Below are 16,372 nucleotides of genomic sequence, written 5' to 3' on the forward strand. Positions count from 1 at the left end.
ACTTCACTTTTTACACCACGACCATGCGCCCCGCCACATCCTTCCAGCCCGCCCCGCTGCGCCCCATTTTTGCCGCCACGCCGGTGGCCATTGCCGCCGCCGTGATGCTCGCGCTGGCTGCGCCTGCCGTGCTGGCCCAGCAGGCTGCGCCAACCACCCCGGCGGAAGGCAAGGCGCTGTCCACCGTGACGGTGAACGCCAGTGCCGACGCATCGGCGCAAGGCCTGTCGCCCGCCTACGCTGGCGGCCAGGTGGCGCGCGGCGGGCGTGCCGGCGTGCTGGGCACCAAGGACGCGATGGACACGCCGTTCTCCATCACCAGCTACACCAACGAGTTCATCCAGGACCGCCACGCCCGCAGCGTGGGCGACGTGCTGCAAAGCGACCCCACGGTGCGCGTGGCGCGCGGCTTCGGCAACTTCCAGGAGGCGTACTTCATCCGAGGCTTCATCCTCGATTCGGACGACACGGCCTACAACGGCCTGTACAGCCTGCTGCCGCGCCAGTACATCGCCACCGAGCTGTTCGAGCGCGTGGAAGTGCTGCGCGGCGCATCGGCCTTCTTGAGCGGTGCCAGCCCCAATGGCGGCGGCATCGGCGGCTCGATCAACCTGCTGCCCAAGCGCGCGCCCAACGAGCCTTTGAACCGCGTGACCTTCGGCGTCTCCAGCGGCGGGCAGACGCAGCTGGCGGCCGACATCGCGCGCCGCTTCGGTCCCGACGGCAACACGGGCATCCGCGTGAATGCGGCCACCCACAACGGCGGCTCGGCCGTGGACCATGAAGACGTCAAGCTCGGCCTGGCGGCCGTGGGGCTGGACTGGCGCAGCCGCGACGTGCGCCTGTCGGGCGACATCGGCTGGCAGGACCACAAGCTCAAGAGCACCCGCACCAACGTGACGCTGGGCGCCACCGCCACGCAAATGCCCACGGCACCGGACGGCGGCACCAACTTCGCCCAGCCCTGGACCTACTCCAACGAGCGCGACACCTTCGGCACGCTGCGCGGCGAGTGGGACCTCACGCAGGACGTGACCGGCTGGGCCGCTGCTGGCGCGCGCCGCAGCTCCGAGGCCAACTCGCTGGCCAACCTGACGGTGAGCGACAGCAGCACCGGCGCGGGCTCTACCTACCGCTTCGACAACACCCGCAAGGACAGCGTGAACACCGGCGAGCTGGGACTGCGCGGCAAGCTGCAGACCGGCAGCGTGGGCCACGAATGGGTGGTGGTGGCATCGCACTTCAGCGCGGACAAGAAGAACGCCTACGCGATGGACTTTGCCAACACGCAGGCCACCAACCTCTACAACCCCGTGTACAGCCCGCTGCCGGGCTTCAGCGCAGGTGCCTTCCGGGGCGGCGACCTGGCCGACCCGCGCCGCACCGGCAGCACGCGCCTGACCAGCTTTGCCATCGGCGACACGGTGTCGCTGCTGGACAAGCGCCTGCTGCTCACCGGCGGCCTGCGCCACCAGACCATCGAGATCGCCAACTACGCCTACGGCACGGCGGCCGAGACCGACCGCTACAACCAGAGCCGCACCAGCCCGCTGCTGGCGGCCGTCTACAAGCTGGACAAGAGCCTGTCGCTGTACGGCAACTACGTGGAAGGCCTGAGCCAGGGCGCGACCGCGCCTTCCACCGCCGCCAACCGTGGCGAGATGCTGTCGCCCTATGTCGCCAAGCAAAAGGAAGTGGGCGTGAAATTCGACGGCGGCCGCTTTGGCGGCAGCGTGGCGCTGTTCTCCACCACCAAGCCGCGCGCCTACGTGGGCAGCGACAACATCTTCCGCAGCAACGGCAAGGACCGCCACCAGGGCATCGAGCTGGCCGTGCAGGGCGAGGCCACCAAGGGCCTGCGCCTGCTGGGCGGCCTGACCTGGCTCGACGCCAAGCAGCTGAACACGGGCACCGCCAGCACCGACGGCCGCCGCGTGATCGGCGTGCCCAGGCTGCAGGCCAACATCGGCGCCGAGTGGGATGTGCCGGGCGTGAACGGCCTGGCGCTGGACGGCCGCCTGGTGCACACCGGCTCGGTGTACGCCAACGCCACCAACACCATCAGCGTGCCCGGCTGGAACCGCCTGGATGTGGGCGTGCGCTACCTGACCGAGGTGCAAGGCCGCCTCGTGACGCTGCGTGCCCGCGTGGACAACCTCACCAACCGCAACTACTGGGCATCGTCGGGCGGCTACCCCGGCGCGGGCTACCTGGTGGTGGGTGCGCCGCGCACGCTGTCGGTCAGCGTGGGCGTGGACTTCTGACGCCACCGGCTCTCCCCACCCTGCACCACAGCCCCTTGCCCCAGCGGCGCGTTCATCCGGACGCCGCACCCTGCACACCGCCGCACAGCCACCCAGCGCCTGACCACCGGGCGTAGGCAGCCACCCTTTCGCACACAGATGCCGCCCCCGCAAAGCGCGGGGCGCGGAGTGCTGCGTGCTTGCCGATTTTTGTTGAAACCACCGAAAGGAAACTGCCATGTCCTCGTCCCTGCGCCGCAAGGCCCCCGTGCTTGCCGCCCTGCTCGCCTGTGCATCCCTCACCGCCGTCACCACCGCCCACGCCCACCAGGTGTGGCTGGAAAATGCCGGCGGCCAGGCCCGCCTGCACTTTGGCGAGTTCAACGAGAACCTGCGCGAGACCTCGCCAGGCTCGCTGGACAAGTTCAAGGGCGTGCCCGCGCTCGAGCAGCGCACCGGCACCGTTGCGCAACGCGTGGACGGCCAGCTGGGCAAGGACGGCTTCCACTACACCGTGGCCGGCACGCCCGACACGCTGTTCGCCGCCGCCACCTACCCGCTGATCGACCGCAGCAAGCGCAACCTGCCCGCGATGTACTGGCAGCCCTCGGCCCGCTGGGTGGCGGGCCTGACGCAAGCCGTGGCGCCCACCGCGCCGCTGGACCTGGTGCCCACCGGCAAGCCCGGCGAGTTCAAGGTGGTCTACAAGGGCGCGCCGCTGCCCAAGGCCAAGGTGCAGCTGGCAGCCCCCTCGGGCTGGACGCGCGAGGCCGAGGCGGCTGAAGACGGCACCGTGACCTTCGTCACCCCCTGGAAGGGCCAGTACGTGGCCGAGGTCAAGCACAGCGACAAGACCCCCGGCGAAGCCCAGGGCGAGAAATACGGCGAAGCCAGCTACGTGACCACGCTGACCTTCGTGCTGGCCGACGGCATGGCGTCGCCCGCCCTGCCCGCGCCCCCCAAAACCCACTGAGCCACATCGACCGCACCACGCCCCATAACCGCTGCGCCGGGCGGCGGCGCAGCCCGATACAGCCCATCCGGCACCACCGCACCTGGGCCGCGCCGCGCGGAGCCGTCGCCGCGCGACCCCAGACGGTCCGACTTCCTGCCAGAGCCAGCCGATGACGCCAGCGGGTTCATGTGGGCCGCTTCACGCCCACTTTTCAGCATCAAATTGCCACCTAACGCTAGATATACAAGCGCTAGAAGCTATTAAAAACATAGCATCATGATCCAACCGAACTTTTTGCGCACCGCCGTGGCCCACGCCGCCCTGCTGGCCCTGTGCAGTACAGCCCTGGCACAAACCGGCGCGGCGCCAGACCCCGCCGCCCCGCCCACAGCGGCGCCATCGATGCGCCAGGTGGATGTGGTCGATTCGACCGCGGGCGCGGCCGCCACGCCCGCACGGCGCGCCCAGAGCAGCTCGCGCCTGGGCCTGTCGGTGCTGGAGACACCCCGCTCGGTGAGCGTGATCGACAACGCGCTGATGGAGCAGCAGATGGCCACCACCGAGCGCGACGTGCTGCGCAACGCTTCGGGCGTGTCCATGCGCAGCGAGTACTACGGCTCGTACTCGCAGTTCTCCATCCGGGGGCTGTGGGCCAACAACACCTTCAACTTCCTGCGCGACGGCGCCAAGTTCGTCCACCTGCTGGACCCGCCACTGTTCAACATCGAGCGGGTCGAGGTCATCAAGGGCCCTGCCGCGCTGGAGTTCGGCCAGGTCGCGCCCGGCGGCCTCGTCAACTACGTGAGCAAGCGGCCCCAGGCCGAGGCGCTGCGCAACGTGAAGGTCGGCGTGGGCAGCGACGGCTGGCGCCATGCGGAGTTCGACCTCACCGGCCCGCTCAACGCCGACGGCACGCTGCGCTACCGGCTCGATGGCGGCGCCAGCCGGGGCGGCAGCTTCGTGGACGGCAACACCCCGCGCAAGCAGGGCATCGCCGGCAGCGTGGAGTGGCAGATCACGCCCGACACCGTCTGGCGCGCGCAGGCCGAATACCAGGGCATCGACGGCGTCTCCACCGTGGGCCTGGCGGTGCCCAACCCCAAGAACCCGCGCAGCGCCGACGTGCTGCCGGTGAGCGCGTTCTACGGCGAGCCGTGGCTGACCACCGACGGCCGCATGCGCTTTTACTCCACCGAACTGGAGCACCGCTTCACCGATGGGCTGCAGGGCCGCGTGCACCTGTCGCGCAACGAGACGAACCGCAACGTGAACCTGCCCTCGCCCATGGGCCCTGCGGCCAACGGCCGGGTCCCGCGCGGCTACTGGCTGGCACCCGGGCAGGAATACACGTCGGACACCGCGCTGGCCGAGCTGCGCGCCAAGGTGCAGACCGGCCCGGTGCAACACACCCTGCTGGCCGGCGTGGACTGGCGCACCATCCAGGGCGTGTACGGCGCGCGCGCCACCGGCAACCTGGGTGCCGTCGACCTCTACAACCCGGTGACGGGCCTGGTGCCACCCGCAGCGTCCACCGGCGTGTCCCGGCTGTCCTCGGACGCGCGCAACACCGGCGTGTTCGTGCAGGACCGCATGGTGCTGGGCGACTTCGGCCTGCTGCTGGGCCTGCGCCACGACCGCTTCAAGGACGCGTACTCCACGCCCGCCACCGACCTGAGCAAGACACAGCCGAACGCGGCGATCAGCTGGGAGCCCCGCCCCGGCAGCATGCTCTACGCGAGCCATGCGCGCTCGTTCCAGGCCAACACCAGCACGCTGCTGTGGGGCGACCGCTCCGCGCCGCCGTCGGAGGGCAAGCAGCTGGAGGTGGGCTGGAAGCAGGAATGGCTGGACCAGCGCTTGATGACCACGGTGTCGGCCTTCGAGCTGGAGCTGACCAACGCGCCCGCCACCGACCCGCAGCACCCGGGCTACTCGGTGCTGACCGCCCGCCAGCGCATCAAGGGCATCGAGCTGGAGCTGCAAGGCCGCATCACCCCCGGCTGGACGGTGACGGCTAATGCGAGCTTCCACGACCCCAAGGTGCTGTCCGACACCACCGCCGGTGCCAACGTGGGCAACCGCGTCGCGCTGGCCACGCGCCGCAACGCATCGCTGTGGACGCAGTACCGCCTGCCGCAACTGCCCGGCCTGTGGGTCGGCGGCGGCCTGGTGCACCAGGGCGACAAGTTCACCGCCAACGACAACAAGTGGCGCCTGCCGGGCTTCACCGTGGTCGACCTGGTCGTGGGCTACCAGTTCGCGGGCGGCGTGCGGCTGCAGGCCAACCTGAAGAACGCGGGCAACCGCCGCTACTACCTGGACGGCACGGCCACGGCCGCCGGCTTTGGCACCGTGGTGCCCGGCCAGCCGCGCACGGTGCAGGTGTCGCTGGACTACACGTTCTGACCGCAAGCGATTCCCCCCCCGCTCGACCCACCACCTGCCCGCAGGCCAGCGCGCAAGCCTTGCGCCTCGGGCCGCACAAGTTTTCAACCATCGGAGAAACAGCACCATGAGACCTGGCACCACCGCCTGCCGCACCGCCATCGCGCAGGCCGCATTGCTCGCCCTGTGCGGCGCCGCCCACGCCCAGCAGGCCACCGCCGAAGGCACGGCCGCCCCCACCGCCGAAAAGGCCCTGGCCCCCGTCACCGTGAGCGCGGGCAGCGAACAAGAAAGCCCCACCGCACCGGTCAGCGGCTTCGTCGCCAAACGCGCACTGAGCGCCACCAAGACCGACACGCCCCTCATCGAGACCCCACAGGCCATCAGCGTGATCACGCGCGACCAGATCGAGGCCCAGGGCGTGCAGACGCTGCGCCAGGTCACGGCATACACGGCCGGGGCGGTGTCGAACTACTTCGACAGCCGCGTCGACAGCTTCTCCGCACGGGGCGGCACCGTGTCGCAGTACCAGGACGGCCTGCTGCGCACCTACGGCACCTACAACACCAGCCGGCCCGACCCCTACACGCTGGAGCGGGTGGAGTTTCTGCGCGGGCCGACCTCGGTGCTGTACGGCCAGGGCAGCGTGGGTGGCGTGCTCAACCTCACCAGCAAACGCCCGCAGGCAGAAACGCAACGCGAGGTGCAGCTGCAGCTGGGCAACAACGCCCGCAAGCAGATCGCCGCCGACCTGACCGGTGCGCTCGACCAGGACGGCCAGTGGCTCTACCGCCTGGTGGCCGTGGGCCGCGACAGCGGCACGCAGGTGGACCATGTGGACGACGACCGCCTGGTGTTCGCGCCCTCGCTCACCTGGAAGCCCAGCGCCGACACCTCGCTCACGCTGCAGGCGCTGCACCAGAAGGACCAGAGCGGATCGCTCATTGGCTTCTTCCCGTGGCAGGGCACGCAGCTGGCCAGCCGCTACGGCCAGATCCCGCGCAACACCTTCATCGGCGAGCCGGGCTGGGACGCGTTTGACACCACCAACAACTCCTGGGGCTACCTCTTCAGCCACCGCCTGAACGCCGACTGGACCGTGCGCCAGAACCTGCGCCGCACCGTGAGCGAGGTGGACTACCGCACCATCTACACCAGCTTCACCGCCAACGCCGCCACGGGGCGCCCCGCGCGCCCCGTGTTCAACAGCGACGCCCGCACCGTCGTGCGCGACGCGGTGTGGAACATCAACACCGGCCGCATGCTGCTGATCGACACGCAGCTCGAAGGCGAGCTCAAGACCGGCAACGCCGACCACACCCTGCTCGCGGGCCTGGACGTGCAGCGCAACCACACCGGCCAGCAGGCCTGGCGCGCCGTGGCACCGGCCATCGACGTGTACAACCCGGTGTACGGCAACTTCACGCCGCCCACTGCGGCGCAGCTGGTGCGACAACCGAACGTGGTGCAAAAGCAGCTGGGCTTTTACCTGCAGGACCAGATCAAGTGGGACCGCTGGACCGCCACGCTGGGCCTTCGCCACGACAGCGCCCAGACCGACACCGTGGGCCGCCCCGCGGCCGCGGTGGATGACAAGGCCTGGACCAAGCGTGCGGGCTTCACCTACCAGATGGACGGCGGCTGGGCACCTTACGCGGGCTATTCCGAGTCGTTCCAGCCGCTGGGCGGCGTGGACGCGTACGGCACGGCCTTCAAGCCCCAACGCGGCGAGCAGTGGGAGGCCGGCGTGAAATGGCAACCCGCCGGCCAGGGCATCAGCGCCTTCGCGGCGGTCTACCAGCTGCGCGAGAAGAACCGCAAGACCAACGACCCCGGCAACCCGCTCAACAGCCTGCAGATCGGCGAAGTCAAGGTCCGGGGCTTTGAAGCCGAAGTGCAGGCCAGCCTGGCCCGCCAGTGGGACTTCACCCTGGGCTACGCGTTTACCGATGCCAAGATCAGCCGCAGCAACGCCGGCGACCAGGGTACTCCCGTGGCCAGTGTGCCCAAACACACCGCATCGGCGTGGCTGAGCCACCGCTTCGCCAGCGAGGGCCGCAGCGGCTGGACCGTGGGCGCCGGCGTGCGCTACACCGGCTCGCAGTGGAGCGGCACCAGCGCCATCAGCACGCCGGCCGCAACCCTGGCCGATGCGATGGTGGCGTACGACGCCGGCGACTGGCGCGTGGCCTTCAACGTGGTCAACCTCGCGGACAAGGTGCACATCACGCAGTGCCTGGCGCGGGGGGATTGCTTCTACGGGCAGGCACGGACGTACACGTTGACGTCGACGTACCGGTTCTGAGGCCGTGGGAAGATTCTGGCTTGAAGAAATTCAAGCCAGAATGGGTTTCTCCGCTCTATGGATAAGCGGTTTTAGCTATCGAAATAGGAGTAAGCGGCAAAGCCCCGGTTCATCCGTGAGCCGGGGCTTTTTCGTTGCGCAGAGCCAGCCAGATCAGCTGGGCTTCGACGCCGGCCTGGGTCTTGAACACCTCCGCCTTGCGCTGGTACTTCACGCCGCCGTGCATTGCAAACACCACCTTGTCCGCATTGCAGTGCTGCACCAACCGCTGCTGCCGGGCCGTGTCATCAAAACCCGCCATCACCCGCTCGGCATCGGGCGGCAGAAAAGCAAAGAAAAGAGAAGTCCACCACGGGTGCTGTGGCTTTCTTTCTCCATGTCCGCCATGGCGGGAATGCGCAGGACAAAGCCCACAATGGGCCAAGCAGTCGCGTCAACAGCATGGGCGGATGCCTCCGCAAGAGAAGAATGGAAAGCATCCTCCTCTCTGGAACAGGCTTGGCCTCACCACGCTGCTTGTCTGAAGTCTCCTCACCGCCCCAGCACCACCACATGCACCCCGGTGCGGACGCGAAACCCCAGGCTTTCATACAAGGCAATCGCCGCCGTGTTCGTCGCCCATGCATGCAGAAACGCCTGATCGCCCCGCTGCTGGATCGCATGCGCCACCACGGATGACAGCCGCCGTGCAAAGCCATGGCCGCGAAAGTCCGGGTGGGTGCAGACGCCGCTCACCTCGGTGCCGCCCGCAAAGCGCATGCGCTCGCCAGCCATGGCCGCCAGTCGGCCGCCCACGCGGATGCCGATGAAGCGGCCCATGGTGTGGGTGCTGGGGAGGAACGGGCCAGGCTCGGTCAGTTGCGCCAGGGCCAGCATCTCGGAGGCATCGGCGTCGCACAGTTCCACGATATCTTCCTTGCCCAGCTCTGGCGCAATCGCCTGGGTGGCCAGCATCTGCACGCCCTCGGCGCGGCGCAGGGCCTGCAGGCCGGGGGGCACCGGGGCGGGCCGGGCTTGCAGAACGAACACGGTCTCGCCCTCGGCGACCAAAGGGGCCAGGGCCGCCACGCTGGCATCGTCGCTGTCGTCCCGGGCGGATGCAAACAGGTTGACATCGCGCCGGTAGCGCCGGGCCTGGTCGCCGCCTTCGGCAAGGACAGGTGCATAGGCCAGGGATGCCCAGACGGGCCGGTCAAAGGGGTTGGTGGTGGTCATCGTGGGGGCTCCTGGATCTTTTTTTTGCGGGTGTGCCGGGGACGGGTCTTGCGCTTGCGTTTGGCCGGTTCGCTCGCGATGACGGCAGCCGAGCGCTGCAGCAGCGAGGTGCGCTGCAGGCCCACCTCCAGCTCCGCGAGTTGCCGCAGCAAAGGGCCTTCAAGCGATGCACATACCTGAGCCACCGAGGCCTCGATCAGGGGCCACACCTCGCGCTGGGCGCGCTGGACCAGGGCGTGCCCCTCTGGGCTGAGCGCCACGCGGCGCACGCGCCGGTCGCCTTCCACCGCTTCGGACACGACAAGGCCACTCTCTTCCAACCCCTTGAGAGAACGCGTGACCACGGGCTGGCTCACGCCCACGGCCTGGCTCAACCCGCCCACACCCAGCGGGCCATGCCAGTCCAGCGCCGCAAGCAGCGGGAAGTGCGCCGCAGGCATGCCAATGCCATGCTCGGTCAGCAGGGCCTGGGTCTGCGCCTGCAGCGCCTCGCCGATGCGCTTGAGGCGCGTGCCGAGGGTGAGAAAGCCAAGCTCCTTGACGACGTCTTCGATCATATTCAATCACCTAGATATATATCATGATATGTTTTTTACGGACACCGTCAACCTGTTTCTTCGCACAGGCCTGTTGTGCATCCTGTCGTCAGGGAGCAGCCCGTGCGTGCCGCAGCAAAACACAAAGGGCCTGCGGCAGGCTCGCGGAAAACTCCCGAGAGACTGCCTGCAGGCCCTTGCGCATCTCTGGCGCAGGAGGCACGCACGAATACGCACTGCCTGGAGGGGTGTGCCTTTACACGTTCATGATCGACACCAGGCGCGTGTTCATGTGTGCCTCGATGGCCTCCGGGCCGCCTTCGGAGCCGTAGCCCGAATCCTTCAAGCCGCCGAACGGCAGCTCTGCGGCAGGAGCAGCAGCCTGGTTGATCCACAGCATGCCCACTTCCAGCCGCTGCGCCAGCAGGTGGGCGTTCTTCAGCGAGGTGGTGAAGGCATAGCCGGCCAGGCCGAACGGCAGGCGGTTGGCCTCGGCGATCGCGTCCTCGATCTTCTCGAAGCCGCGCACGGCCGCCACGGGGCCGAAGGGTTCTTCGTTGACGATGCGGGCGGACAGCGGCACGTCGTTGAGCACGGTGGGCTGGAAGAAGTTGCCTTCGGTGCCGATGCGCTCGCCACCGGCCAGCACCTTGGCGCCCTGCTGCACCGCGTCGGCCAGCAGGTCGGCCATGGCGGTGATGCGGCGCGGGTTGGCCAGCGGGCCCATCTGCGTGCCGGCGGCCAGGCCGTCGCCCACTTTCAGGCCCTGGGCGTACTTGGCGAAGGCCGCGACGAACTCGGCACGGATGCTCTCGTGCACCAGGTAGCGGGTGGGCGAGATGCAGACCTGGCCCGCGTTGCGGAACTTGGCGCCGCTCCCGATCTTGATGGCCAGCTCCAGGTCGGCGTCTTCGGCCACGATCACGGGGGCATGGCCGCCCAGCTCCATGGTCACGCGCTTCATGTGCTTGCCGGCCAGCGCCGCCAGCTGCTTGCCCACGGGCGTGGAACCCGTGAACGTGACCTTGCGGATGACCGGGTGCGGAATGAGATAGCTGGAGATTTCAGCCGGGTCGCCATACACCAGGCCCACGGTGCCCGCGGGCACGCCGGCATCGGCAAACGCGCGGATCAGCTCGGCCGGGCTGGCGGGGGTTTCCTCGGGGGCCTTCACCAGGATGGAGCAGCCCGCGGCCAGCGCGGCGGCGAGCTTGCGCACGACCTGGTTGATGGGGAAGTTCCAGGGCGTGAAGGCCGCCACGGGGCCCACCGGGTCCTTGAGCACCATCTGCGTGGCCTTGAGGTTGCGCGAGGGCACGATGCGGCCGTACACGCGCAGGGATTCGTCGGCGAACCATTCGATGATGTCGGCCGAAGCCATGGTCTCGACCTTAGCTTCGGCCAGGGGCTTGCCCTGCTCCTGCACCATGACGGCCGCAATCGCCTCGGCGCGCTCGCGCATCAGCGCGGCGGCGCGGCGCATGGTCTTGGCGCGTTCGGCGGCGGGCATGTCGCGCCAGGCCTCGAATCCCTTTTGCGCGGCGGCGAGCGCCAGGTCCAGGTCGGCCTTGCCGGCATGGGCCACGCGGCCGATTTCCTGGCCGGTGGCCGGATTGAACACCGCGATGGTCTTGCCATCGGCGGCATCCTGCCATTGACCGGCAATGAAAAGTTGGGTGCTGGGGTAGCTCATGCAAAGGCTCCTGATGACAAAACGGTGGTACGGACAACCTCGGGCCCGGCGCGGGCCGGACCAGACGGAAAACCGGACACTATAGGCCCCCGCGCGCCGCCCCGCAGACAAGGCCGTGCAACCCCGCCCCGCGGAGCTGGCTATTGGCGGCCGTGGGCCACCCTTGCGGCGGCCACGCGCAGGGCGCGCCGCCGCCCCCCGCTTGCACCTACTGCGCGGACGTGGCGGCGACCTGGGCGGTTGCCTCCCCACCCCAGCCACCCCCCAGCGCCCGGATGAGGCCCACCGTGGCCACGTATTGCGCCGTGCGCACCTGCAATGCCTGGCGGCGGTTGCGCAGCTCGCTGCGGCGGGCGTCCAGCAGTTCGAGCTGGCTCACCAGGCCGTTGCGGTACCGCGCGTCCGACAGTTGCGTCGCACGGCGCGCGGCGGTCACCGCTCGCGCCTGGGCCTCGGCCTGGCCGGACAACAGGCGCAGCGAAGTCAACTGGTCCTCCACGTCGCGGAAGGCATTGAGCACCTGGCCCCGGTGGTCGGCCAGCGCGGCTTCGAGCCGGGCCTTCGCCCCCTCGATCTGCGCATCGCGCTGGCCGCCGTCAAAGATCGGCAGCGACAGCAGCGCACCCACACCCCAGGCGCGGGCGGACCACTTGAACAAATCACCCAGCTCCGGCGATGCATGCCCCGCGTTGCCCGTGAGCGTGACGGCCGGGAACCACGCCTTCTGCGCCACGCCCACGCGGGCCTGCGCGGCCAGCACGGCGGTCTGGGCGGCCGACACATCGGGGCGGCGGGCCAGCACGGTGCCGGGCACGCCGGGCGGGATCACCGGCAGCGCCGCGTCGCCCGTGGCGGGGGCCAGCACAAAGCCGCTGGCCACCTCGCCCGCCAGCACGGCCAGGGCGTTGGTCAGCAGGGCCTGCTGGCGCTGCAGGGCCAGGGCGTCGGACTCCGTGGCGGCCACTTCGGTCTGCACGCGGGCCACGTCCAGTTCAGCCACGTCGCCCGCCTGCAGGCGGCGCTGCGTGAGGCGCAGCGTGCCTTCGTAGGCGGACAGGCTCTCCTGCACCAGCACCTGCTCGGCCTGCACGGCGCGCAGTTGCAGATAGGTTTGCGCCACATCGGCCTGCACCATGAGGCGCGTGCTTTGCAGCAAGGCTTCGCGCGTGTCGGCGTCCAGGCGCGCGGCGTCGCTGGTTTGCGAGAGGCGGCCGAACAGGTCCAGCTCGTAGGAGGCGTTGAGCCCCGCCGTGCCCAGCGTGGCGGGTGCCGCGCTGCCGGTGGTGGCAGCGCCTGCCTGGCGCGCCACGCCGGCCGAGGCGCCCACCTGCACCGAGCGGGCGGCGTCGGCAGAGCGCAGCAGCGAGCGCGCCTCGGCCAGCCGCGCGGCGGCCTGCTGGATGCTGGTATTGGCCGTGCCCGCACGCTGCACCAGGTCGGCCAACACCGGGTCTTGAAAGCCCAGCCACCATTCGCCGCGCGGCTGCGCCTCGGCGGGGGCGGCGACCGTCCAGGGTGCCGTGGGCAGCGTGTCGCCGCCGGCGGTGAAGCGGGTGGGCACGGGCACGCCCGCATGCGGCGCGGGGGCCACGGGCTGCGTCATGCAGCCGGCCAGCACCAGGGCGGCGGCCAGGGGCGCCAGCAGGCTGCGCTTGCGCACCGCCGGGGCAACGTCAGGGGAGTTCTTCAATAACGAATCGGTCATGCTTGGTCTCCGGCCCCATCGAATACACCCGCTGCATCCGGCAGCGTGGCGCGAGCGTCCAGGGCCACAAAGGTCGTTGTGGTCGTGTGCATCATTCGTGCTCCTTGCGGGGCGCGGCCAGCACGGGGTGGGCGATGCCGCCGCTGCCCGGGGTGTGCGAGATGGGCGCCACATGCGCGCCATGCTCCACCAGCGGACGGTTGCCTGCCAGCTTGCGCAGCAGCACGTAGAACACGGGCGTGAGGAACAGGCCGAAGGCCGTCACCCCGATCATCCCGGCGAACACCGCCACGCCCATGGCGCTGCGCATCTCGGCGCCCGCACCGGTGGACAGCACCAGGGGCAGCACCCCCATCACGAAGGCCAGCGAGGTCATCAGGATGGGGCGCAGCCGCAGGCGGCTGGCCTCGATGGCGGCCTGTATGGGCGTGCGCCCGGCAAACTCCAGCTCGCGCGCAAACTCCACGATCAGGATGGCGTTCTTGGCCGACAGCCCCACCAGCACGATGAGCCCGATCTGCGTGAACACGTTGTTGTCGCCCTTGCTGAGCCACACGCCCGTCATCGCCGCCAGCAGGCCCATGGGCACGATCAGGATGATGGCAATGGGCAGCGTCAGGCTTTCGTACTGCGCGGCCAGCACCAGGAACACCAGCAGGATGGCCAGCGGGAACACCAGCACGGCGGAGTTGCCGGCCAGGATTTCCTGGTAGGTCAGCTCGGTCCACTCGAAGGTGATGCCCTGGGGCAGCGTCTCTGCGGCAATGCGCTCGATGGCGGCCTGGGCCTGGCCCGACGAGTAGCCGGGTGCAGGGCCGCCGTTGATGTCCGCGGCCAGGTAGCCGTTGTAGCGCATGGCACGCTCGGGGCCGAAGCTCGGCTCCATTTTCATCAGCGCCGACAGGGGCACCATCTCGCCGGTGGCAGAGCGCACCTTGAGCAGGCCCACGTCTTCAGCCCGCGCGCGGTAGGCCGCATCGGCCTGCACGCGCACGCTGTAGGTGCGTCCGAACTGGTTGAAGTCGTTGGCGTACAGGCTGCCCAGGTAGATCTGCAGCGTGTCGAACACATCCGTCACGGGCACGCCCAGCTGGCGCGCCTTGGTGCGGTCGATGTTGGCGTACAGCTGCGGCACGTTGACCTGCCAGCTCGTGAACAGGCCGGCCAGTTCGGGCGTCTGGTAGGCCTTGGCCATGAAGGCCTTCACGGCGCCATCCATGGCTTCGTAGCCCAGCGAGGCGCGGTCTTCGATCTGCAGCTTGAAGCCACCCGTGGTGCCCAGCCCCGCCACCGGGGGCGGCGGGAACATGGCGATGAACGCATCCTGGATGCCGCCGAACGCCTGGTTCAGCTGCCCTGCCACGGCGCCGCCGCTCTGGTCGGCGCGGGTGCGCTCGGCAAAGGGCTTGAGCGTGGCGAACACGATGCCCGAGTTCGAGCTGTTGGTGAAGCCGTTGATCGACAGACCCGGGAAGGCGATCGCGTCTTCGACGTTCGGGTTCTCCTTCATGATCTCGCCCATGCGGCGGATCACGTTCTCGGTGCGGTCCAGCGTGGCGCCGTCGGGCAGCTGGGCAAAGCCGATCAGGTACTGCTTGTCCTGCGCGGGCACGAAGCCGCCGGGCACGATCTTGAACAGCCCCACCGTGGCACCCACCAGTGCCAGGTAGATCACGAACATCAGTGCCTTGCGGCCAATGACGCGCTTGACGCCGCCGCTGTAGGCCTCGGAGCCGCGATGGAACAGGCGGTTGAAGCCCCGGAACAGGCCACCGAACACCTTGTCCATGCCGCGCGTGAGCGCATCCTTGGGCTCGTTGTGGCCCTTGAGCAGCAATGCACTGAGTGCGGGCGACAGGGTCAGCGAGTTGATCGCCGAGATCACCGTGGAGATCGCGATCGTGACCGCGAACTGGCGGTAGAACTGCCCCGTGAGACCGCTGATGAAAGCCAGCGGCACGAACACCGCCACCAGCACCAGTGCGATGGCGATGATGGGGCCGGACACCTCACGCATGGCGCGGTAGGTGGCCTCGCGCGGGGTCAGGCCCGCCTCGATGTTGCGCTCGACGTTCTCTACCACCACGATGGCGTCATCCACCACGATGCCGATGGCCAGCACCAGGCCGAAGAGCGACAGCGCATTGATCGAGAATCCCAGCAGGTGCAGCACCGCGAACGTGCCCACCACCGACACCGGCACGGCCAGCAGCGGGATGATGGAGGCGCGCCAGGTCTGCAGGAACAGGATCACTACCAGCACCACGAGGGCGATGGCTTCGAGCAGCGTGTGGATCACGGACTTTATCGAGGCACGCACGAACTGCGTGGGGTCGTAGGCAATGCGGTACTCCACGCCTTCGGGCATGTTCTTCTGGATCTCGTCCATGGTCTTGCGCACGTTGGCCGAGATGTCGAGCGCGTTGGAGCCCGGCGCCTGGAACACGCCCATGCCCACGGCCGGGTCGTTGTTGAGCAACGAGCGCAGCGAGTAGTCGGCCGCACCGAGCTCCAGGCGGGCGATGTCGCGCAGGCGCGTCACCGCGCCGTCGGCACCGGTCTTGACGATGATGTCGCCGAACTCTTCTTCGGTCTGCAGGCGGCCCTGCGCATTGATGGACAGTTGCAGGTCCACGCCCGGCAGGCCGGGCGATGCGCCCACCACGCCGGCGGCGGCCTGCACGTTCTGGCCGCGGATGGCGGTCACCACGTCGCTGGCCGAGAGGCCGCGCTGCGCGACCTTCTGCGGGTCGAGCCACACACGCATGGAGTAGTCGCCGCCGCCGAAGATCTGCACCTGGCCCACGCCGCCAATGCGGGCGAGCCGGTCCTTCACATTGAGCACCGCGTAGTTGCGCAGGTAGTCGATGTCATAGCGGTTGTTGGGCGAGACCAGGTGGACCACCATGGTCAGGTCCGGCGCGCTCTTCACGGTGGTGACGCCCAGGCGGCGCACTTCCTCGGGCAGGCGCGGCTCGGCCTGCGAGACGCGGTTTTGCACCAGCTGCTGTGCCTTGTCGGGGTCGGTGCCCAACTGGAACGTCACCGTGAGCGTCATCACGCCGTCGGTGGTGGCCTGGCTGCCCATGTAGAGCATGCCTTCCACGCCGTTGATGGATTCCTCCAGCGGCGTGGCCACGGTCTCGGCGATCACCTTGGGGTTGGCGCCGGGGTACTGTGCGCGCACCACCACGGAGGGCGGCGCGACTTCAGGGTATTCGGAGATGGGCAGACCGCGCAATGCGATGAGCCCTCCGAGGAAGATGAGCACCGACAGCACCCCCGCAAAGATGGGGCGGTCGATGAAGAAGCGGGATAGATTCATGGATGCAAAT

General features: G+C 69.0%; 10 protein-coding genes. 4 read left to right on the plus strand and 6 right to left on the minus strand.

Features of this window, described 5'->3' with window-relative positions; all coding sequences use genetic code 11:
* Positions 1–23 precede the first annotated feature (23 nt).
* From AC1RVY_RS16255 to AC1RVY_RS16270, 4 genes are all read left to right on the plus strand, one after another.
* Positions 24–2,264 carry a TonB-dependent receptor gene (locus AC1RVY_RS16255; RefSeq protein WP_492807206.1) on the plus strand — a complete coding sequence of 747 codons (2,241 nt, stop codon included), beginning with the start codon at positions 24–26 and terminating at the stop codon, positions 2,262–2,264.
* Between the two features lie 217 nt (positions 2,265–2,481).
* Complete coding sequence (locus tag AC1RVY_RS16260; RefSeq protein ID WP_492807208.1) at positions 2,482–3,216, plus strand: TonB-dependent receptor; 735 nt, start codon at positions 2,482–2,484, stop codon at positions 3,214–3,216.
* Between the two features lie 258 nt (positions 3,217–3,474).
* Entirely contained in the window at positions 3,475–5,604 is a 2,130-nt protein-coding gene (locus tag AC1RVY_RS16265) for a TonB-dependent siderophore receptor (RefSeq protein ID WP_492807210.1), read from the plus strand.
* A gap of 106 nt (positions 5,605–5,710) precedes the next feature.
* The gene (locus AC1RVY_RS16270; RefSeq protein WP_492807212.1) at positions 5,711–7,888 is read left to right on the plus strand and encodes a TonB-dependent siderophore receptor; all 2,178 of its coding nucleotides are present in this window, start codon (positions 5,711–5,713) and stop codon (positions 7,886–7,888) included.
* Between the two features lie 109 nt (positions 7,889–7,997).
* On the opposite strand, the gene AC1RVY_RS16275 is transcribed toward AC1RVY_RS16270, so the two are convergent.
* From AC1RVY_RS16275 to AC1RVY_RS16300, 6 genes are all read right to left on the minus strand, one after another.
* Positions 7,998–8,189 (minus strand): hypothetical protein, encoded by a 192-nt coding sequence (locus AC1RVY_RS16275; protein ID WP_492807213.1) that lies wholly within the window; start codon positions 8,187–8,189, stop codon positions 7,998–8,000.
* A 230-nt stretch (positions 8,190–8,419) separates the two neighbouring features.
* Positions 8,420–9,103, minus strand: coding sequence for a GNAT family N-acetyltransferase (locus AC1RVY_RS16280; protein WP_492807215.1), 684 nt, complete (start codon positions 9,101–9,103; stop codon positions 8,420–8,422).
* Positions 9,100–9,660 (minus strand): MarR family winged helix-turn-helix transcriptional regulator, encoded by a 561-nt coding sequence (locus AC1RVY_RS16285; protein WP_492807217.1) that lies wholly within the window; start codon positions 9,658–9,660, stop codon positions 9,100–9,102. The genes AC1RVY_RS16280 and AC1RVY_RS16285 overlap by 4 nt, the downstream gene beginning before the upstream one ends.
* Before the next feature lie 235 nt (positions 9,661–9,895).
* Positions 9,896–11,332 (minus strand): NAD-dependent succinate-semialdehyde dehydrogenase, encoded by a 1,437-nt coding sequence (locus tag AC1RVY_RS16290; protein ID WP_218295422.1) that lies wholly within the window; start codon positions 11,330–11,332, stop codon positions 9,896–9,898.
* Positions 11,333–11,540: 208 nt separating this feature from the next.
* Entirely contained in the window at positions 11,541–13,037 is a 1,497-nt protein-coding gene (locus AC1RVY_RS16295; protein WP_492807219.1) for an efflux transporter outer membrane subunit, read from the minus strand.
* 91 nt (positions 13,038–13,128) lie between these two features.
* Complete coding sequence (locus tag AC1RVY_RS16300) at positions 13,129–16,362, minus strand: efflux RND transporter permease subunit (protein ID WP_492807221.1); 3,234 nt, start codon at positions 16,360–16,362, stop codon at positions 13,129–13,131.
* Positions 16,363–16,372: the final 10 nt, after the last annotated feature.

Source organism: Acidovorax sp. GW821-FHT11A03, from assembly GCF_058809075.1.